Raw genomic sequence first — 18,151 nt, 5'->3', positions numbered from 1 at the left:
CGGTTAACCATCTCCATGTTAGGCTGTGGTTCAGTAACTAAATGGATATATAGTCAGAAAACCTCCCTTATCGGTTAATAAGGGAGGCTTGTATTTGAAAAAGAATTAATTTAAATCACCGATTGTTTTGTTATCATCCCTTACTAAAGCAAGTAGTTTCTGAACAGCAGGTTGCCTCCATTTCTCGGGCATATCTCCGTCTAGGTAACTGAGATCCACTCCTATAATTAGTTCGTGTCCTTCAGACGATATTTTGGCATATTGGCCTACCTGACCACTTTCACCTAATTCAAAATCAAATAACTGTTCTGTTTCCGTTGTTAAAATAACCGGTATGTCTTTATATATTTTAGTTTTTGACATAGATTGAAATATTCATTAGTTCTTAAAAATGATCGTTCAAATTTTGAAAACGTTGGCAAGACTTTGCAATGATCCATATGGCTTCCGCTACCTATTCATTTTCCACTTTTGATTTTTCATAGGCAAGAAGTTCATCTGCGCAGAGTTTCCCGAATTTATCAGCCGCTAACGGACTATCTGCAGTAATTAATTTTCTGTCAACGTGACAATCGCCGGCAATTTTTTTATTCAGAATTTCGATTCCAAGCTGTTTGAGTTTTTCGCCATAAAACCAGGGCATCTCACCGGGCTGGTATCCACTTTCTGGCAAAATCTTATCCATTTCATCAGGAAACGAATTAATCTTATATCCCTTAAAAGAAAACTCAGCGTCTCCGCAATCTGCTACGCTTAAGAGCGCTGCGGGGCCATGGCAGATTGCCAATAGATATTTATCTTCCGCTACTACCCATTTGATAAGTTCTTTGACATCATTATTTTCAGGTAGTCCTAGCATTGCGCCATGCCCGCCTGGGATAAAAACGGCAACGTAATCAACATATCCTTTATTCGTGTCAGCTATAAAATCTCTCAGGTTGTGCGGGTTTGAAAATTGAGTATTATACTTGTCGAGGATTTTACCGATGTTTTCATCTTCGTACGGCATAGCCCACATCTCAAATTTTACAGGAGCACCTGTTGGTGTGTAGAAGTCAACATCAAATCCAGCCTGTTCGAAATGAAGAATGGGAACCAGTGTTTCGACCGGATGATTGCCCGTTGAAAACTTCTTTCCATTTTTCATGGTCATATACCGTTCTTCTGTGCAGAGCACAAGAATCTTTTTTCGGGTGTCCTTGTTGATATCACTGTACTTTTTTTTACTGTAATTTGTCTTGGTCGTAACCATCGTCTTTCTTGAAAAAAAAGAAGGTTCGTAACCAATGCCGTCAAATACAGGCTCTTTGCTCAAATCGTTTGAAAATAATGACATAGTAATATTTTTTATTGTTTGTAATTCGTGCTATTGATAAGCTTCGAATGTCAAACTTTCCACATTTTATAAATCTTTAAGAGATAACAATATCGAAACCCGTGCTGTTTCGCCTAAAAAATATTTGTAAAAAAAAAACAGCACCCAGACAATGTCGTCAAACGGTCATGGCTGAAGAAAAAAAGGTAGTCTCGCAGGGTAAAATGAGTTGTCAGCAGATCTCAAAAATTATCATGGAGCAGATGTCCAAAATAAAAGTTCCAGTACGGGAGCACATATTGATGCAGCTCGGGCCTCTGAGTTCAATTTGAAAGGGTGCTTTGATGCGGTCAAATATAGCTTTAACGCGTTGGTTATTTCATAAAATGAAAAGACAGTTTGATTTTAAATGCTTCCATTGTTATCTAACTCTCTTTCGTCTTCTTCCTGTTCGTCAAGTTTAGGAAATTCATTTTCTTCTTCGTCTCCTAGTTCTTCGTCGATGCCTAAATCATCCTGATCGGGCATTTCTGGAGTTTCATCGGGTTCATTTTCTGATAATTCCTCTTCAGGATTGTCTGGCACATCGTTCGGAAGATCCTCGGGGCCCTGTTGTGCAACAATTGCGAATGCAACGATAAGTATACCTTGATACCGATCCTGCATAATTTGGTTTTTTTTCATCTTTTAATAAATATATAAAGTGAACCTTCTTGGGATCGGTTTCGTTAACTGATAAACTACGCAATATAAGTCATTTAATACTTGAAATCACTGTAATAGTCTGACGAAGTACTTTAACTGCGAATATTAAGTTTCAGCAATAAGGTTAAAAATAGATCGAAAGTTCATAATCCAATTTTAAGTGCGATGGAAACTTTTTATAAAAATTATAAGGGGATGTTGACACGATAGAAATTGTAGCATATATTTCATGGAAGGTAATAATACCTGGGCTTATAAGTAATTATTACAAATTTTAAAATATAGATTTAAAACTTTCTGGTTATGTAAAAATGGCAGGCTAATTGTTCTGAAATACATATAACACACGATTTTCTCTACTACGATGTATAAAATATTACTTGTTGACGATCACACATTGGTAAGGAACGGCTTTAGGCTAATATTGGAGTCACATAAGCAGCTCTCCATTGTTGGGGAGGTGGGAAATGGAGTTGAGGCGCTAGAATTCTTAGGTAAAGGCGAGACACCTGATCTTATAATTACAGATCTCAAAATGGAAGAGATGAGTGGCATTACATTAATCCATAAAGTGAAGGCCAAATATCCTGAAATTGACGTTGCTGTTTTATCAATGATCGAGGATAATAATACCGTTGCTGATGCATTTAGGGCGGGAGCAGTTGGCTTTTTATCGAAAAATTCGGATTATGACGAACTTGTTCAAGGTATATTCAACATATTACAGGGTAAAAGATATATTTCAATGGAAATAGGTCTATCACTTCTCGATCATTTTCAGCTAAATAGACCCATTTATATCGATAAAGAAGCTATCTATCATCGCTACGATATTTCTGAAAGGGAATTAATGGTTTTGGAACTGATCTCACGTGGTTTTACAAACGCTGAAATAGCAGATCAGATATTTCTGAGCAAACGTACAGTTGAGGGGCACCGGCAGCAGCTAATTGATAAAACAAAAACAAAAAATACAGCTGATCTAGTGCGGTTCGCCTTTCAAAATAAACTACTACAATAAATGCTTACGGTCAATAACGGATTTAAGATTTATTATTCCGAGTAGATAAAAGGTCTGCTAAGGCTATAGGTTTAAATTAATAAGTATAAGATGGAACTCGATAAGGACGTAATTCAACGTATTGGCAAGCTACTTGATCGTAAGACTGTCGCAACGGCCGAAAGTGTAACAGCTGGACAGCTTCAGTTTATGCTGTCCCAGATCGAAAATGCTGCAGTTAATTTTAAAGGTGGGATTACAGCTTACACGCTTGAAGAGAAGGTAAATTTATTGGGAATCGATAAGGATGAGGCCAGAGAATGTGATTGTGTGTCGTCTCAGATCGCCGAAGATATGGCACTACAGGCATCACACTTGTTTAATGCTGATTTTGGTATAGGTGTTACCGGTTATGCAACGCCAGTGGAAGAGTCACATTTTAAGTTGTATGCATATTTTGCAATATCCTATAAAATGCAGATAATCGTTTCCGAAAAAACAGAATTGAGTAAAAATTTCTTAGGTGCAAAAGCACAGCAGAAATATGGCGAAAATATTTTGGTCACCTTTGAAGGTATACTTGCAAAGCTATTTTAGTGATTTTTCCTCTCAAATTTATCTTAGGGTTTCAAAACTACTTTAACGCAATAGTCTTTTACAGAAGGCTGGCGAGTACATTTCAATTACAACTCTTGGCTCACCAGAGATCAAGCTGATATTTTTATGGCGATGATCGAGTCCGGAGAAATACCTACCTTATAAAAAAGGCTGGAACGATCCAGCCGATATATATTGATCCCTTGTTGGGAAAGAATTTTCAAAAATGCAGGCCTGATAAATGCGATACAATCAAGCCTGCAATCTATTCATTAAATATCCAAAGTAAGTACAACTAAACTTGAATAATGGTTTACAAAAAATAAAAAAAGGCCGGTGACATGAATCCCCGACCTTTATAACTACTAAAACAAACTAACTTAACCTGGTGAAGAACATAATTCTGATAGAATGGTTCATTATTTTTCAAAAAAAGGACTAATCTTTCGATTAGCCCCTTAACTAAATTATAGACAGATCCATTTAGGACCGGAAAATACGTTTAAAATGGCCAGGCCTAAAAACCTGACCATACAATTAAATCAATCAATCTAAACTGATACGTAACGATCGACAATAGATGGACAATTCTTTTAAGAGCTTGGTTTGATAAAAATGAAAAAAGGCTGATCCTAAGACCAGCCTCTAAAATCAACCATAAAAAATAAAACCTATTAATCGTGTCCTTCAGTCTTAACGATCTTATTGTAAATTCCCAATAATAAAAACGGTGCCGCCCATTGACCGACGAACAAAGCTGTATTATCATCTTTTGTTTTGCAGCATTTTAATGCAGCTGAAATTCCCATCGCTGCAAGTGATGCCGCCAAGAATAAAATCGAGGGAATTTTAGAAGTTTGCTGTTCTACTTCTTTCGTTACTTTGTCTTCATTTCCTGTTGTAAGTGCCATAATATGTATGTTTTGGTTTATTTATGAACTACTTTAGAAAATAAATAGTTTAGTTTTATACAAAAAAAGCGTCCGAGCCAATGAATATCGACGTTAAAATATAATTTACTCCCCATAATGCACTAGTTGGGGGAATAGTAAACCGCCCCAATGGAAAGCATCGTTACGAGCAATTTGACCGGGACGGATTGTCACGATTGGGGAGTGATACAGCGCAGACTTCGTTGTTTTAATTGGATTCCTAATGTTTATTCTATTTCAAATATTGCTTGTATTTCTACAGAAGAATTTCCAGGAATAGATGATGCTCCAAGTGTGGCTCTTGCATGTTTTCCCTGTTCTCCAAATATTTCAACTGTTAAATCAGAAGCTGCATTCATTAACTTTGCGTGGTCTGAAAACGGTTCTGAGGCATTGAAAATTCCCACTAATTGCACGCATTTTTTGACTTTATTTAAATCACCATCTACTGCGTCACTCAATACCGCTATTATATTGAGCATTGTTATTCTTGTTGCTTCCTTTACCTGTTCCTCTGTCACTTCTACGCCAATTTTTCCAGGATTAATCAATTTCCCGTCTTTTAATGCATATTGATTAATAAAAACCAGATTACCGCTTCTTACGTAAGGCTGGTAATTTCCAGCAGGAGCCGGTACTTTGGGTAAAGTTATATGTTTTTCTTTCAAAATCTGGTTAATGTCCTTTGTCGCCACTTCAGGAGTCTTGACAGATTTTTTCCCAAATGTACCTTTCAAAGCAAGTGCTACTTTGCTAAAATATTTTCCTTGTTCGGAAGCTAAGAGTCGCTCGTCATCCGAAGGACGAGCTACATTTTTTAATGAAGCAAGGCTCGTCGTGCCGAGAACAGTATTACCTTGCGGAATACTTTTGTCAAGCTTTTCATTTCCCCTTATACCATTTGGAACCAGGACCATTCCATGGACCGCAAGCATATTCATAAAGGATTGCATAGCTAACTCTCGTCCTGCACCACTTCCTGCAGACATAAAGACCATGGCTGGCATCCCTTCTAATTCATGCTTGGACCATAGTGTTGTTGTCTGAGCAAAAAACTCACTCATTGCCGTACTTATGTTCCCAAAATATACAGGAGAACCAAATGCAATTCCATCATATGACGAAAGTTCCGAAACGTTTGCGACCGGGATATGGTTGAGTTTTGGATTATCAATAAATTTGACTCTTTTAATAATTGCTTTTGAGTTACCATTGTTTTCAATTCCTTTCGCAACCTCTTTTGCAATTTCGTAGGTACCACCTTCATCTGAATGAATTAGTATAAGGATGTTTGCTTGTTTTTGCATTGCCAAAGATCTGTCCGTTAATACAAGTAGTAACAAAAATGTGAATGCAAGAAATATTCTATTCATATTTACTGTAATTTTAAATGAGCATACAAAATTATCTATTGTTTTTTTATGGAATATGCCAATAAGTATATGCAAAGCGACAACATCAAATGTGGCCTGACGGAAAGTAGAATGGGGAATTCGAATTTTTTAAATCAGTACGTGTTTTTGCGGCACCCGTGGTATTGAAGGAAATGCTTTTGTATGCTGCCAAGTGGAGTAAAAATCTTCAAGATAATATAGAGCAATACCATTTTTTGCAGGCCATATTAAACAGTTTGCCAAATTTTTGTTCTGAAAACACGAATCTTCAAATACCTATTCCATCCAATGAAAAATTGATCCCAATATGTGAGGAGATTAATTGTAATTTTAAATACGGTATAGATATCGAGTTATTAGCAGATAAGGTTGCTATGTCGGCCAGAACACTTCAACGTATATTTAAATCGGAGACAGGTATCACAGTTCAAAAATATCATCAGCTTATAAGAATTTTAAAAAGTATTGAGTTGATCGATCAGAAAAAATATACACTTTCCGAAGTAGGTTATCTGGTCGGGTATAAGAGTTTATCTGCATTTACATCTTCTTATCAATCTATTATGAAGAGCACACCAAATGTGGCAAAGAAAGGAGTCCTAATGGGTAGGTGATGATTAATCTTTGCTTCAGATAGCCGCGGTAGCAGCCATACTTTGGCGAGATACATAAAACACAAAAGTATGGCAAATCAATGTATATATTTGAGTAATAAAAAAATCTAAAGATGATAAAATCAATGCGAACACCGATTATTACCATTGGAATTATAATAATGATTTTAAATTTGTTTGGCTGTTCCGAACCTACGAAGCAAAATAATAATAAGCCATCAATTCAGACTCCGTTAACCGAGCAAATTATTGATACGACATCGGATAACATGTTATTGGAAGTCGTCTATGATAACCTCTTTCGTAAGTTATCGGCGGCATATGATAAAGAATATGAAATCGTCTTGTCTTGGAACAAATCTAGACAAGCAATTTATATGATCAGCCGATTAGAAGCAGAAGTAAATAATGGTGGTTATAACCAGTTTTATTTTAATTCAAGCGGTCAATTTGCTACTGCGCTGCCAGAAGCGTTGAAATTAGTTGGCGCTACTAAATTTGCTGATCTGACCGAGCGAGCAAACAGCACATTTGAAAAGGAGAAATCGAAAATAACCGAAGATCAGGATGGTACGGTAGAAGGTTTTAGTAAATCTTATGAGAACAATCCGTTAAACAAATTTGACGAGGAGTTTTACAAACTTAATGACGTTGAAAACTTGCAAAAAATTCAGGTTGACTACATCCGAAAGAACAAGAAAGAGTTTACTGATTAAATCCTATCTTAGTCCTATGCTGTACAATCCCTTTGAACAAGTCACCAAAAGTTCGTTTCGCGCGCTCGTCGAGTCGGGCTATGCCGACTTTGTGCTGCAGCGCTTTGAGTGGCCCGATGTCAAGGAAAAGACAGGCTTTCTGCTCACGCCGAATGATGATAAGGAAGCCGCCGATCAGCATGCCCATCAACTGGGGGCAAAGGAGGGAAGAGCTTTGCAGCTGCCGCAGGATACCGATAAGATCGAAAGCTTGTTGGAAACAGGATCAGGCTATCGGATCTTCCTCAATCGCATCAAGGAGGAGAATTGGGATAAGCGTATGCTTAAGCTGTACGTGAAAAATATTGTCAATTACCTGCGTACCAAGACCAGGTTTCAGCGCAAAAATCCGATCGATATCCTATTCTCCCTAGAATATGGTCGGGTAGTGGCTACCATTACCGATGGGCAGACCCAAAAGAAAGTATTTGCTATAGAGATCCTTCGCTAAATCAGATCCGGTCCGAACCAGAAAGCAGCCATTTTCTTGTTGTAGGGCAATCCATATTTAAAGCACAAATTGCGTATATTCGTATCAAAGCCAAACAAAAAAGGATTCCATTATGTGCTGGGATATTAGCCTCCATACCGATATTGAGATTATCAAAAATACCTTTCCGCAATTGCGGGACGAGCGCCGTCAATTGGATTACAATTATGACTATCTGGAAAACGTGCAGGCCATTACCTTTCCCAAATATCCGATCCTGTATAAGGACAAGGACTCAAGCCAGCTGGCCTTGACCGAGATGGAGTGGGGGGTATTGCCTACCTATATTGACGATCCCAAGCTGCAGGCCGATCGTAGGCGCAATATGATCAATGTGCGTAGCGAACGTATCCTGGAGGATAAAAAATCCTATTGGTATCGCTTGCGCAAGCAACGTTGCCTTATCCCTGTGAGTGGTACTTTTGAACATCGTGCGGTAAAGGGCTGGAAAAAGAAAGTCCCTTATTTCATCGGTGAAGCGGGGAGAGAGCTATTCTATTTACCAGGTCTGTATCAGTGGCATGAGACGGTGGATGAAGATGGCGTGGTTGAACGTGTAGGGTCTTTTGGTATGCTCACGCGTGCAGCCAATGACGTGATGGCCAATATCCATAATGATGGGCCCAATAAACACCGTATGCCCTTATTCTTGCCTGAGGATCTCGAGCGTCAATGGATCGAGGATATTAACGAAGAAGATATGCCACCGATTTTCTTATTTGAAATGCCCAATGAAAAGTTGAAACATTATCCAGTGTATACATTGAGAGGATATCCAAACCGCCCCGATGGTAAGCATCGTTATGAGCAATTTGATTGGGAAGGATTACCGCCATTGGGGAGTGATACGGCACAGACTTCGTTGTTTTAAATCAGTATCCAATGGGAAGTTTAACAAAATATGTATCAAATGATCGCCCTGAGTTCGCCGTACTTATCGAAGATGACGATAAGGTCTGTTATGCATACTTATTGAATGAGGAAAAAGAGGATAAAATAGTTGGAGATATATGGTTATATAATCATGCCCCTACTCCGAGCGAATCTGAATGGCATAAAAAGGAAAATCTACCGTTTTTAAATCCTTCGGAGTTTGTCAAAGAGAATCTTGAACCATTTGAGGCGAGTTCGCCTGTTGAAGTAACCTGGGATTTTGGTGAAGAAACAGTGGCCAATATATTTCTAGCGTCCAGATTGATCGCGAAACTAACCGTGGGCTCTTGTCCCGGTTGGTCTAGTCTGGTCACTAAGGATGGGCCTTTGGCGCGGAAGATGTAACGTTTTCAGGAAACTAATTAGAAGCAGATAGAACAAATATGCAAATACATAGACGAAGCATGATGAAATACTTTCTAAGTTTTGTCCTTTTGGCAGCAACGACTTTTGCTAAAGCCCAAATAAAGCTTGACCAAAAAGACCTCCATAATTTAATAGCTATTGCTGAGCTCTATTCCTATAATACAGATGCAAGAGGAGGTCAATTTGCCAAATCAATTGACTCATTACGGACACCTAAGCTGAATTCTATTGTTGATGCTTTAATTGCGGTTGGTAAAGGTGACCATACAATTTTGGAAACACGCTTTCTTGCAAGACCAAATGATGAAGAGTTGGTATTATGGTATGTTATCCGCGAAATTCATTACAATAGGACCAACGAAAAAGTCACGGCAATACCAGCTGCTGCAGTCGCAAATGAAGTTCTATCCAAGCAGATTGATAGTCGATGGTTGCTTGATAACTACTACTATCGTATCCATGGGGGTATAACTTCATTATTTAACGAAGCTGATTTGAGTAAGTACAATTTCAATATAGACAGTTTAGGGTTTAAGGACGAAACTGAAAAGGCAATCTTCTTTTTAAATATGATGGATGCTTTGGTTGGAGGACGCTTCAAAGTTCTACAGATGATGAAAAACAATAAAAAGATACTTGAGTTTTGCGACAAACTTCCAAAGTTTAATGGCAAAGAATATTTTTACTTTAAAAACTTTGACTACGCAGACTTTGAATGGATTGGATACGATAAAACAGTAGCATACAATGAATGGCATATTGGTGGTTTTTACAGTACATTGATTGCACAATTCAGTGCATTTGCTGAATTACAGGACAAGAAAAGGATGCAGGAAATTTATTTCAATTCTATTTTACACGAACCAAAATATTTTAAGTTCACGCAATCAAAAGATGAGTTACAATCATTCTATGACAAATCCAAGTAACTGACTATTCTGACAGGCAGTCCACTTTGAAAACGTTCGAGCGGCGAAATAGTCCAACTTTTCCTATTGTTTGTAATGAAAAGCCGTCTCACTTGAGGCGTCGCTATTATCTGAATTGTTGACACCTTTGAATATTCGTTTGTGATAGTTCATTTCTGAATGTTTCCATTAGATTCGACTTTCTAATTTTGTTTATCTTTCCAGTAGTAAGTCAACCTGATTCGATGCGTATTGTCCGAGAAAATTAAATCCAGCTGAGCATGTAGATCCATATTATCCCAAACTGTTTCGCGGGTTAAATAAGTGCTTGAATCCCATGGTGATTTGACACTTTTGGGTTCTTGATCATCAGAGTTTGCTAGACCAAATATTTGGATCATGTTCTTTTTTATTCGCTCGTATTCCTTATTGTAGATGTCAAGTGTTTTATTCTACTCTTTCCAACCCTTAGCAAGCTTCTGCATTGATTTATTATACCTGTTTACTTCCCAGTTGCAAGAAACTATTCTGAGTAATGAGTCTTTTTCTGAAAAAAAATATTCAACAGACAATGCCAAATAATCTACCGCTGATCGTTCTACGACTACTGGGGTTTGGAGAGGATACTTTTCCAGGTAAGGATAGTAATCAGATGACATGAAAATATTTTGATTTAAAAATTTCGGGTCTGGATTGAGTTGTGATTCGAATTTCATCGCATCATTTACCTTGGTTTGTTTTACCCAAAGTTTTTCTTGACCAAATGTGATACCACTTAGGGTAATTAGAAATAAAAGGATTGTTACTCTTTTCATAATTTCTATCTTAAATTTTTTATTTCTCCCAGAAGTCTGTTCTTTTTATTAATGACTTGATTCAAACTATCTTTTTGTAAAGGATGTGCATTGTGATGTTTAGATACTGTTTAGGGGCACCTTATTACCAGGAGTATTTATTGTTTTCTCTCAATTTTTACTAATCCTTGTCGTGTCGCTAGATACAAGTTCCCATTCATATCAAAAGTCATTGTTGAAATGTATGAAGTTGGAATGTCAGAGTTCTCATTGTGATAATTTTCCCAGCCATCTTTTAAGTCATATCTTACTAAGCCGGCTCTGTCAGTCGAAATCCAAAGAACCTTTTCATTTTTGTCGTAAAGAACACAAGTTGTATGGTTAAAAGGCATTCCTGAATTTTCGGTCGTAAATTGTTTGAAAGTTCCGTCTGGGTATCTAATTGCAATTCCTTCATCATTGTTTACTTTTCCTTTCACTTTTCTGTCAAACTCGAAAAGCGTAAAAAAGAGATTACCATTTTCGTCTTCGTCCATTGAAGTAATACATTTTCCTTTCAAAATGGTGTTTGTATTTTCAAAGTTAGTTACCTGATTATTTTCGTCAATTATAGCTGTACCACTATAGGTTCCAATCCAAATTCTGTTTTTTGAATCTCTCTTTGCGAAATTTACTCTGTTTGATGGCAGGTCTTTGAGTTTGCTTTTATTTAGATTCGTCCATTTTCGATCTTTGTAAATTGTCAAGCCTTCGTCGGAGCAGAAAAACACTTCTCCAGTCTTTTGATTATTTACAATTTCATAGGCTCCATCTATTCCAATAGCTGTTGAGTCATACTTTGTCCATTTTACATTGTCAAAACTGTAAATATTTTTAGTGCCATAAACCCACTTCACATTTTCATTATCTGTTGTTAATGCATAATAGGAAAAGAATTTCCCTTTGTCAGTAATATCTTGTTCTGCATTTTTGAATTCTTTTCCGTCAAAAGTTACCAATCCTTCATCAACAGTCAGCCAAATAAGTCCATTTTTGTCAATTGTGATATGGTCGTTCATATTGTTTGGAAGATTTGAGTTACTAGAGTTCCAAACTGTCATTTTGTAATTTTTTAAACTTCCGTTTTTGTACACGTAGGTTTTATTGTATATCTCTGGGCTACTTGGTGTATCAAATGACTTATTAAAAATCTTCATATCAATCCGCTCAATCTGTCCCGAAATTTTGTTGTTGTTTATTGCAAAAATTAAGTTGATGGACGACTTTTCTACAGCCTTTCCACCTGTTATTGCCGGTGTCCATTTGTCGAATTTGTTAAGTTCTTCAATAATTTTCAATGAAATGGGATTGTTTGATTGGTCAGTATGACTTAATACACAAGCGTGACCTGTTGCGTCAACAAGAACCTGAAATTTTACAGCACCTTTTATTCCTTGTAAGTTCAATTCCTTGTTCAGTTTGTCTTGTAATTTTGTGAACTCATTTTGTTCATAACCTGCTTTTATATCTCCACAGTCAAGGCAAAACTTTTCAGCCTTACAATTTTCGAGTTTTACAGGGAATAAGTTTTGTGCGTTTGCTTGAATTGCCAAACCTGCAAAAAGGATAAAAAGCGTTTTCCTCATTTATTTTGTTTATTTATCTATTGAAGAGTGTCCATTTAATATTGCTTTTAAAGCTGTCCGCGTAGCTATGGCTTAAGTTACGGGGCTTGGCGTCAGTGGCGGAAATTGAAGCGAAAAGTTTCAATTTAGCGACAGGTTAAGCAAAGGCCAACTAATGGCATAAATTTAAGAAAAAAGTCAATATAATTTATTTTTGGATAATTCCATTTTTAGCTATATTCGGCGAATTATTAAATGGATTTAAATAGGAGTATTTCAATGATAAATATTTTAAAAAGGTTGCCTGCTGTTTTGTTATTATTACTTTCAAGTATCTCTTTTTCGTATTCCCAGGACAAGGTTGATATAATATTGATTGGCACTTATCATTTTAACAATCCGGGCAATGACGCTGCAAAAACTACCGCTAGAAATATCCTAAGTGAAAAAGATCAGATGGGGCTGGAGGAGTTAACCAATGCGATTAACAAGAAGAGCAGACCCGATCAAATTTTTGTGGAAAGTCCACATGCAGAGGCAAAAAAGTTAAATGAGATCTACCAGCTATACTTATCAAATGATTTTAATAAGTTTACAGATACGATAGGAAATAAGAGACTTCAAAAACTTTATATTGAAGGCGAAACTTTTCAACTAGCTTTTCGTCTTGGCAAAAAATCCAATAATAAGGAAGTATTCCCCATAGACACGATGATACAAATGAGATTCGATCTTTTGAGCAAAGAACTAAATGCCAATCCAGTGCTCAAAGCAGCGTATGATAATAAGTTAGGGGAACTGAGTAAGGGATTTAATGAAGGGATCGGTAAAGAAAGTATGCGCGATGTACTTTTAAGGCTCAATGAAGAGGATATTTACTTTCAAAATAAAAGTTTTTATATCTCTTTAGCAAATAAAGTAGGTGTATCAAATGGTTATTTCGGAAGTATATTGGTTTCAGACTGGTATAAACGTAATTTATTGATGTTCGCAAACATTCAAAGCCAACTGAAAAAATCTACTAAAACAGCAGTGATCTTAGTGGGTGTAGGGCATGCTGCCATGTTCAGAGAATTTTTTAAGAATGATCCGAATTTTAATTTAGTCGAATTGAAGGATATTCTTTAAAAATATAGAGGTTGGTTATACCCCTAATTTATTTGAAAACAGGGGTATAACCAAAATCAAAAATTCTCCTATAAAATCTCTGCTTCACCAATAAGTCTAGGTCCTTCATGTAGCCACCATTTACGGCCTTTTGTCAAATATTGCTCCAGCTCTTTTACAAGGAGAAAGCGAATGGTCGCAATTATTTCTTCTCCAGGCATTAGATCCTCGCCCTCAAAATTTATATCACCTATATAAGTCCGCTGTAATTTACCTTCTGACGTATATTCAAACACGTGATTGGGGCTATAACCTGAGATGATGCCTGTTTTTCGGCCGCCTTGCTCAATAGGTGTTAGCTTTATTCTTGCCTTGACTATCAATAATCCATATTGGTTGGTAAGCTCTTTAATGCTGGCAAGGGTGTATTTGTCATATGCCATTACGTCGAATACTTTTGATACGCCCGTATCCAACCATCGTTTGTAGATAAGTTTGCCATTCATGAACAAGTAGAGCTCATTTTCTGAAAAATCTTTAAATATCATTTTGGGCGTTTTTATATTTAGTGTCTTGGATTATTTCTAAAATCCTTTTCAATCTCTAGCCTTTAAATTTTTCAATCAGTTTCTTCGCAATAGGTATATCTGCCGGAGCGAGTTTCCAGTTTAATAGATCACTAACCTTTACCCACTCGAGTTGATCATGATCGGTAGACTCTGAAGCTATATCTCGGTCTCACAAATGAAAGAGATCAATTCCCGACGCAGAGATTCTTCATCAGATTCACCATCCTCAACCTTACCTCCAGGGAACTCCCAATAGCCCCCTAAAGACTTTTCAGGTTTCCGTCGACAAATCAGAACAAAATTATTTTTGAATATAATCCCGCAAACAACTGTGATAAGATCCATTGTTATTGAGATTATAATCGTTAGACTAATTTGTTAGCGCTACTATTAGAAATTATGGTTATTTTCGTGACTCAGAAAACTGAACTACGGTTATTAAAATAAACTAATCCCCAATGAAAAAACTAACAATCTTATGCCTTACAATATTCATCACCGAATTTAGCTTTGCTCAAAACAGAGTCCTTGACAGCCTGGTTCAAAAAAATGGTTTTCCTTTCCAAATTGATGAAAACATCTCATTTCAGGGAAAAGGCTGGGATGTTTTGCTCAACGAAATCAAACAATCTAATTCCATTCTGTTGGGAGAAAATCATTTTACCAACGAAGTTCCTTATTTTACCAATGCTATGATCAATGAGGTTAAGTTTGACAATTACTTCATTGAGGTTGACCCTTATTCCGTAGGCATCATTGAAACCAAAATTAAATCTCTACCTGCTGAAAAGCTCAATTCTTTTGTTAAAGAATATAGTAGCAACTTTTCTTTTTTGGAGCACGAACCGGAATTTGATTTGGTTAAGGATTTAGCTAAACGCAATACCAAAATATATGGTGTAGAACAAATCAGCGTTTCTGCAGACCAAATGATCATTTCCAGTTTAAAGGAAGCTTCGAAAAATCAAAAAGCAATCGAGGTCTATGACCAAATGCTTCATAACTCCAAACTGGCAGCGTCTAAAGAGGGTCTTGAAAAATACTACCTGTTATCTGAAGATTGCCTTCAAAAGATAGATTTGTTGCTGAAGTTGAAATTGTCTGACAAAGAGCGAAAGGAAATTGAGGACCTTAAGCTAAGCAGAGAGATTTATACTAAAAGAAATCATCTCTTAAGGATTCAGCTGCTTAAAAACATCTTGTTAACCCAACTTCCCGATTGGAAAAATAAAAAAAATCTTTTCAAATTTGGTGCGAACCATCTTCCAAAAGGCGAAACGATATTAACAAAAACTGACATCTATGATATTGGCAACCTCATCTCTAATATTGAAGAGGCTAATTTTAGGAAATCGTTACATCTCATGATCGTTGGAAAGGGAGACAAAGATGATGACAGTAGTTTTAAATCTTTTCTGAATGTGGCAAAAGACGATCAATGGTACTGTTTTGACCTAAGACCTCTAAAGCAATCTATTTTGCAAAACAAACTGAAAGTAGATGATGTTTACTTATCGAGAGTTATCAAAGGCTATGACTGTCTTATCTATATCCCGAAAGTCACTAAAAGTAAAGAATTTTCGAAAGAATAGTGGTGTTACAAGGTTGTTGCAGTAGATTCAAAAAGACAAACATTAATAATGAAAGTGCAATTCTTCAAGCCTAAAAACGAGATTCTACAAAAATATATTGAAGGCTATTATTTTATGTCCGAAAATGAAGTATTAAAGTCCAATAGATATTGGACCTTCCCTACTAATTTTTGCCTTGTGACCATTTGCCAAGATGCTGATATTGTTTCTGAAAGAAGTAAAATTTCGATTCTACCATCTATCGAAACTCAACTTGGTTCTTATTGCTTTTATAATATTTCGATTCCTGTTGAGATTTTTTATGAAAAAGCAAGAAATGAGCTGACTGTATATTTTAAACCAACAGGTATTCTTCATTTTTTGGATGATATTCAATTTGAAATTGGCAAAGACACAATCGATGATTTTCAACCTCATTCTGATTATTTGACTGAAATGGGAAAGATTCTAAAAATTGCAAATAGAGACAATCAAATCATTGCATTGGAGAATTATTGGTTATCAAAGTTCCATGATAAAGATTTTGAAATGCTGGATTATATTTTATCAGAGATTGAAAACGGTTCAAAAATCAATGACATCGCCAATAAATTAAATATCTCACGCCAATATTTTCATAAAATGTTTTTTAAGAATATAGGGAAATCTCCTTCTGATTACCGCAAAGCACATCGTTTTAAAAGTATTATTAAAAAGCATAAATCAGAGAAAAAGTTTATAGACCTCTCATTTGAAGGTTCGTATTTTGACCAACCTCATTTTAATAAAGATTTTAAGGTATTGACAGGCTTTAATCCCAGTTCATTTTTCAAAGAAGTAGACACAAAGGAGAGTAATCAGTGGCTTTTCGTATGATAGTTTACATTCTTACAATGTTTTTATGCCATTAAGAAATAGTTTTGTCATACTAAAAGCGTTGAAAAATGGAACATTTTAAAATAAACTTCCTGTTTACTGTATTCATATTATGTACGATGTGTACTCACTCAGTTTGGGCACAAAAACCAGACCTTAATGAAATAAAACAACAGTTAAAAGAACTCGAAAAAGAAAACTATTTGAGTGGCGTCATCCTCATTGCAAAGGATGGAAGACCAATATATAAAAAAGCGTTTGGGTTTGCTAATTTACCAGACCGTATCAAAAATAAAACAAACACAAAGTTCAATTTAGCTTCTATTAACAAGATGTTTACCGCAATGGCTATTATGCAATTGGTAGAATCCGGCAAAATCTCGTTTCAGGATAAAGTGGGCAAATATCTTACTGATTACCCGAACAAAGCTGTTGCCGACTCTGTAACTATTCATCAATTGTTAACGCACACTTCAGGAATGCATAGTTTTTGGGAAGAATATGACAAGCTTGCAAAAGAAAAATTCAGAACAGTTTCTGATTACCTTCCATTGTTTGTTGATAAAAAATTAGCTTTTGCTCCCGGTTCTGATTTCCTGTACAGTAATTCTGGATATATGGTTTTAGGATTAATCATTGAAAAGTTGTCGGGTCAAAATTATTTCGATTACGTAAAAGAACATATCTATAAACCTGCAAAAATGACTAATACGGATGCTTACGAATTGGATAATGCTGTTCCAAATTTAGCTACTGGTTATACAATGTCATTGGAAGAGCCAGGGCAATGGAAGAACAATATTTTTTTAAATCCAACAAAAGGAACCCCTGCTGGTGGCGGCTATTCAACAGTCGACGATTTGTTGAATTTTGCCAACGTGTTGCAAAAGAATATTTTACTGAGCAAAGAAAGTATAACGCTTTGCACATCGGGTAAAGTGAAATATAGAGAAGGAATGTACGGATATGGATTTGAAGAAAGCATAATAAACGGGCATCGCATTATTGGACATACAGGTGGACACGATGGTATTGCGAGTGAAATAATGATATATCCGGATTTGGGCTATACAGTCGTTATTCTGACCAATGGAGAAGTCGAAAATTATTGGGAAGCGAGTAATCTAATAAAAAAACAATTAGTAGGTTCAACACCCTCAATTGACAATTTTTTCTACACTAAAGGTGCGATTAAGACTGTATGTGACAAAGGCTATGAAGCTGGTATTAAGGAAATCGAACAAAATTCAAAGAAATACGCTGTAAGAGAAAACCTTGTTGAAAGATATGCCTATAAGTTTTTGTTCGAGAAAAAAACCAATCAGGCAATAGATTTATTTAAATTAAATATTCATCTTTTCCCCAACTCAACCTATGGTTATTATTACATCAGTGAAGCTTACAGGGCTTCAGGTCAAAAACAAAAAGCGATTGAATATCTGAAGTTATACATTGAAAAAGAACCAGAGGACATTGATGCCAAATTAAAATATTCAATATTAATCAAGTAATATAGATCTTGTGGATTTGTTATCATAACATTATGATGAGCGTATTGAAGAATGGTTTGAAAGCAATTCACAAGGAGCATAAATTGACCTGGCTATGAATCCGTCTTTAA

At 36.2% G+C, this 18,151-nt stretch carries 22 protein-coding genes; 12 read left to right on the top strand and 10 right to left on the bottom strand.

Features of this window, described 5'->3' with window-relative positions; all coding sequences use genetic code 11:
- Positions 1–105 precede the first annotated feature (105 nt).
- The 3 genes from HS960_RS10060 to HS960_RS10050 all read right to left on the bottom strand — a co-directional run bounded on the left by HS960_RS10060 (position 106) and on the right by HS960_RS10050 (position 1,999).
- Positions 106–363, bottom strand: coding sequence for a hypothetical protein (locus HS960_RS10060; RefSeq protein WP_153845601.1), 258 nt, complete (start codon positions 361–363; stop codon positions 106–108).
- Between the two features lie 91 nt (positions 364–454).
- On the bottom strand, positions 455–1,336 hold the full coding sequence (locus tag HS960_RS10055; RefSeq protein WP_153845602.1) for a DJ-1/PfpI family protein: 882 nt from the start codon (positions 1,334–1,336) through the stop codon (positions 455–457).
- Between the two features lie 384 nt (positions 1,337–1,720).
- Positions 1,721–1,999 carry a hypothetical protein gene (locus HS960_RS10050; RefSeq protein WP_159732314.1) on the bottom strand — a complete coding sequence of 93 codons (279 nt, stop codon included), beginning with the start codon at positions 1,997–1,999 and terminating at the stop codon, positions 1,721–1,723.
- Positions 2,000–2,384: 385 nt separating this feature from the next.
- Between HS960_RS10050 and HS960_RS10045 the strand changes: the two genes are divergently transcribed.
- Complete coding sequence (locus tag HS960_RS10045) at positions 2,385–3,041, top strand: response regulator transcription factor (RefSeq protein ID WP_153845604.1); 657 nt, start codon at positions 2,385–2,387, stop codon at positions 3,039–3,041.
- 90 nt (positions 3,042–3,131) lie between these two features.
- Positions 3,132–3,617, top strand: coding sequence for a CinA family protein (locus HS960_RS10040; protein ID WP_153845605.1), 486 nt, complete (start codon positions 3,132–3,134; stop codon positions 3,615–3,617).
- 674 nt (positions 3,618–4,291) lie between these two features.
- Here the strand turns inward: HS960_RS10040 and HS960_RS10035 are convergent.
- On the bottom strand, positions 4,292–4,528 hold the full coding sequence (locus tag HS960_RS10035; RefSeq protein ID WP_112374587.1) for a hypothetical protein: 237 nt from the start codon (positions 4,526–4,528) through the stop codon (positions 4,292–4,294).
- 248 nt (positions 4,529–4,776) lie between these two features.
- Positions 4,777–5,922, bottom strand: a complete 1,146-nt coding sequence (locus HS960_RS10030) for an Atu1372/SO_1960 family protein (protein WP_182332492.1) — start codon at positions 5,920–5,922, stop codon at positions 4,777–4,779.
- Positions 5,923–6,095: 173 nt separating this feature from the next.
- Between HS960_RS10030 and HS960_RS10025 the strand changes: the two genes are divergently transcribed.
- The 6 genes from HS960_RS10025 to HS960_RS10000 all read left to right on the top strand — a co-directional run bounded on the left by HS960_RS10025 (position 6,096) and on the right by HS960_RS10000 (position 10,030).
- The gene (locus HS960_RS10025) at positions 6,096–6,557 is read left to right on the top strand and encodes a helix-turn-helix domain-containing protein (RefSeq protein ID WP_153845607.1); all 462 of its coding nucleotides are present in this window, start codon (positions 6,096–6,098) and stop codon (positions 6,555–6,557) included.
- A gap of 113 nt (positions 6,558–6,670) precedes the next feature.
- Positions 6,671–7,273 (top strand): DMP19 family protein, encoded by a 603-nt coding sequence (locus tag HS960_RS10020; protein ID WP_153845608.1) that lies wholly within the window; start codon positions 6,671–6,673, stop codon positions 7,271–7,273.
- A gap of 16 nt (positions 7,274–7,289) precedes the next feature.
- On the top strand, positions 7,290–7,763 hold the full coding sequence (locus HS960_RS10015) for a hypothetical protein (RefSeq protein ID WP_182332491.1): 474 nt from the start codon (positions 7,290–7,292) through the stop codon (positions 7,761–7,763).
- 112 nt (positions 7,764–7,875) lie between these two features.
- The gene (locus HS960_RS10010; RefSeq protein ID WP_153845610.1) at positions 7,876–8,673 is read left to right on the top strand and encodes an SOS response-associated peptidase; all 798 of its coding nucleotides are present in this window, start codon (positions 7,876–7,878) and stop codon (positions 8,671–8,673) included.
- Between the two features lie 11 nt (positions 8,674–8,684).
- Positions 8,685–9,080, top strand: coding sequence for a hypothetical protein (locus HS960_RS10005; protein ID WP_153845611.1), 396 nt, complete (start codon positions 8,685–8,687; stop codon positions 9,078–9,080).
- A gap of 59 nt (positions 9,081–9,139) precedes the next feature.
- Positions 9,140–10,030: a hypothetical protein gene (locus HS960_RS10000; RefSeq protein WP_182332489.1), complete on the top strand. Its 891-nt coding sequence runs from the start codon at positions 9,140–9,142 to the stop codon at positions 10,028–10,030.
- A gap of 182 nt (positions 10,031–10,212) precedes the next feature.
- Here HS960_RS10000 and HS960_RS09995 read toward each other — a convergent pair whose 3' ends face one another.
- The 3 genes from HS960_RS09995 to HS960_RS09985 all read right to left on the bottom strand — a co-directional run bounded on the left by HS960_RS09995 (position 10,213) and on the right by HS960_RS09985 (position 12,395).
- Positions 10,213–10,410: a hypothetical protein gene (locus HS960_RS09995; RefSeq protein ID WP_182332487.1), complete on the bottom strand. Its 198-nt coding sequence runs from the start codon at positions 10,408–10,410 to the stop codon at positions 10,213–10,215.
- Positions 10,411–10,461: 51 nt separating this feature from the next.
- A complete protein-coding gene (locus tag HS960_RS09990) occupies positions 10,462–10,824 on the bottom strand; it encodes a hypothetical protein (RefSeq protein ID WP_182332485.1) in 363 nt (120 codons plus the stop codon).
- A gap of 137 nt (positions 10,825–10,961) precedes the next feature.
- On the bottom strand, positions 10,962–12,395 hold the full coding sequence (locus tag HS960_RS09985; protein WP_182332483.1) for a ligand-binding sensor domain-containing protein: 1,434 nt from the start codon (positions 12,393–12,395) through the stop codon (positions 10,962–10,964).
- A 291-nt stretch (positions 12,396–12,686) separates the two neighbouring features.
- On the opposite strand from HS960_RS09985, the gene HS960_RS09980 reads away from it, so the two are divergent.
- Positions 12,687–13,535 carry a DUF5694 domain-containing protein gene (locus tag HS960_RS09980; protein WP_182332481.1) on the top strand — a complete coding sequence of 283 codons (849 nt, stop codon included), beginning with the start codon at positions 12,687–12,689 and terminating at the stop codon, positions 13,533–13,535.
- A 68-nt stretch (positions 13,536–13,603) separates the two neighbouring features.
- On the opposite strand, the gene HS960_RS09975 is transcribed toward HS960_RS09980, so the two are convergent.
- Complete coding sequence (locus tag HS960_RS09975) at positions 13,604–14,062, bottom strand: hypothetical protein (protein WP_182332479.1); 459 nt, start codon at positions 14,060–14,062, stop codon at positions 13,604–13,606.
- 177 nt (positions 14,063–14,239) lie between these two features.
- Positions 14,240–14,428: an NUDIX domain-containing protein gene (locus HS960_RS27145; protein ID WP_202883780.1), complete on the bottom strand. Its 189-nt coding sequence runs from the start codon at positions 14,426–14,428 to the stop codon at positions 14,240–14,242.
- A 113-nt stretch (positions 14,429–14,541) separates the two neighbouring features.
- Here HS960_RS27145 and HS960_RS09965 point away from each other — a divergent pair, with 113 nt between their 5' ends.
- From HS960_RS09965 to HS960_RS09955, 3 genes are all read left to right on the top strand, one after another.
- Positions 14,542–15,675 carry a hypothetical protein gene (locus HS960_RS09965; RefSeq protein WP_182332477.1) on the top strand — a complete coding sequence of 378 codons (1,134 nt, stop codon included), beginning with the start codon at positions 14,542–14,544 and terminating at the stop codon, positions 15,673–15,675.
- A 48-nt stretch (positions 15,676–15,723) separates the two neighbouring features.
- A complete protein-coding gene (locus HS960_RS09960) occupies positions 15,724–16,530 on the top strand; it encodes a helix-turn-helix domain-containing protein (protein ID WP_182332475.1) in 807 nt (268 codons plus the stop codon).
- Positions 16,531–16,598: 68 nt separating this feature from the next.
- Positions 16,599–18,041, top strand: a complete 1,443-nt coding sequence (locus tag HS960_RS09955; RefSeq protein WP_182332473.1) for a serine hydrolase — start codon at positions 16,599–16,601, stop codon at positions 18,039–18,041.
- The last annotated feature ends 110 nt before the right edge of the window (positions 18,042–18,151 follow it).

It is taken from the genome of Sphingobacterium paramultivorum (assembly GCF_014109745.1).
GTDB lineage: Bacteria > Bacteroidota > Bacteroidia > Sphingobacteriales > Sphingobacteriaceae > Sphingobacterium > Sphingobacterium paramultivorum.
The sequence above is the reverse complement of the archived record's forward strand: the minus strand, read 5'-3'. Positions and strand labels throughout refer to the sequence as shown.

Bases quoted from the DNA above. Each gene is read 5' to 3' on its own strand.
- HS960_RS10005 (WP_153845611.1), top strand. From the start codon at position 8,685: ATGGGAAGTTTAACAAAATATGTATCAAATGATCGCCCTGAGTTCGCC.
- HS960_RS09995 (WP_182332487.1), bottom strand. From the start codon at position 10,410: ATGATCCAAATATTTGGTCTAGCAAACTCTGATGATCAAGAACCCAAA.
- HS960_RS09960 (WP_182332475.1), top strand. From the start codon at position 15,724: ATGAAAGTGCAATTCTTCAAGCCTAAAAACGAGATTCTACAAAAATAT.
- HS960_RS09975 (WP_182332479.1), bottom strand. From the start codon at position 14,062: ATGATATTTAAAGATTTTTCAGAAAATGAGCTCTACTTGTTCATGAAT.
- HS960_RS10055 (WP_153845602.1), bottom strand. From the start codon at position 1,336: ATGTCATTATTTTCAAACGATTTGAGCAAAGAGCCTGTATTTGACGGC.
- HS960_RS10035 (WP_112374587.1), bottom strand. From the start codon at position 4,528: ATGGCACTTACAACAGGAAATGAAGACAAAGTAACGAAAGAAGTAGAA.
- HS960_RS09965 (WP_182332477.1), top strand. From the start codon at position 14,542: ATGAAAAAACTAACAATCTTATGCCTTACAATATTCATCACCGAATTT.
- HS960_RS10040 (WP_153845605.1), top strand. From the start codon at position 3,132: ATGGAACTCGATAAGGACGTAATTCAACGTATTGGCAAGCTACTTGAT.
- HS960_RS10010 (WP_153845610.1), top strand. From the start codon at position 7,876: ATGTGCTGGGATATTAGCCTCCATACCGATATTGAGATTATCAAAAAT.
- HS960_RS10000 (WP_182332489.1), top strand. From the start codon at position 9,140: ATGATGAAATACTTTCTAAGTTTTGTCCTTTTGGCAGCAACGACTTTT.
- HS960_RS10020 (WP_153845608.1), top strand. From the start codon at position 6,671: ATGATAAAATCAATGCGAACACCGATTATTACCATTGGAATTATAATA.
- HS960_RS09990 (WP_182332485.1), bottom strand. From the start codon at position 10,824: ATGAAAAGAGTAACAATCCTTTTATTTCTAATTACCCTAAGTGGTATC.
- HS960_RS10060 (WP_153845601.1), bottom strand. From the start codon at position 363: ATGTCAAAAACTAAAATATATAAAGACATACCGGTTATTTTAACAACG.
- HS960_RS10030 (WP_182332492.1), bottom strand. From the start codon at position 5,922: ATGAATAGAATATTTCTTGCATTCACATTTTTGTTACTACTTGTATTA.
- HS960_RS10045 (WP_153845604.1), top strand. From the start codon at position 2,385: ATGTATAAAATATTACTTGTTGACGATCACACATTGGTAAGGAACGGC.
- HS960_RS10025 (WP_153845607.1), top strand. From the start codon at position 6,096: ATGCTTTTGTATGCTGCCAAGTGGAGTAAAAATCTTCAAGATAATATA.
- HS960_RS09980 (WP_182332481.1), top strand. From the start codon at position 12,687: ATGATAAATATTTTAAAAAGGTTGCCTGCTGTTTTGTTATTATTACTT.
- HS960_RS10015 (WP_182332491.1), top strand. From the start codon at position 7,290: ATGCTGTACAATCCCTTTGAACAAGTCACCAAAAGTTCGTTTCGCGCG.
- HS960_RS27145 (WP_202883780.1), bottom strand. From the start codon at position 14,428: ATGGATCTTATCACAGTTGTTTGCGGGATTATATTCAAAAATAATTTT.
- HS960_RS09955 (WP_182332473.1), top strand. From the start codon at position 16,599: ATGGAACATTTTAAAATAAACTTCCTGTTTACTGTATTCATATTATGT.
- HS960_RS10050 (WP_159732314.1), bottom strand. From the start codon at position 1,999: ATGAAAAAAAACCAAATTATGCAGGATCGGTATCAAGGTATACTTATC.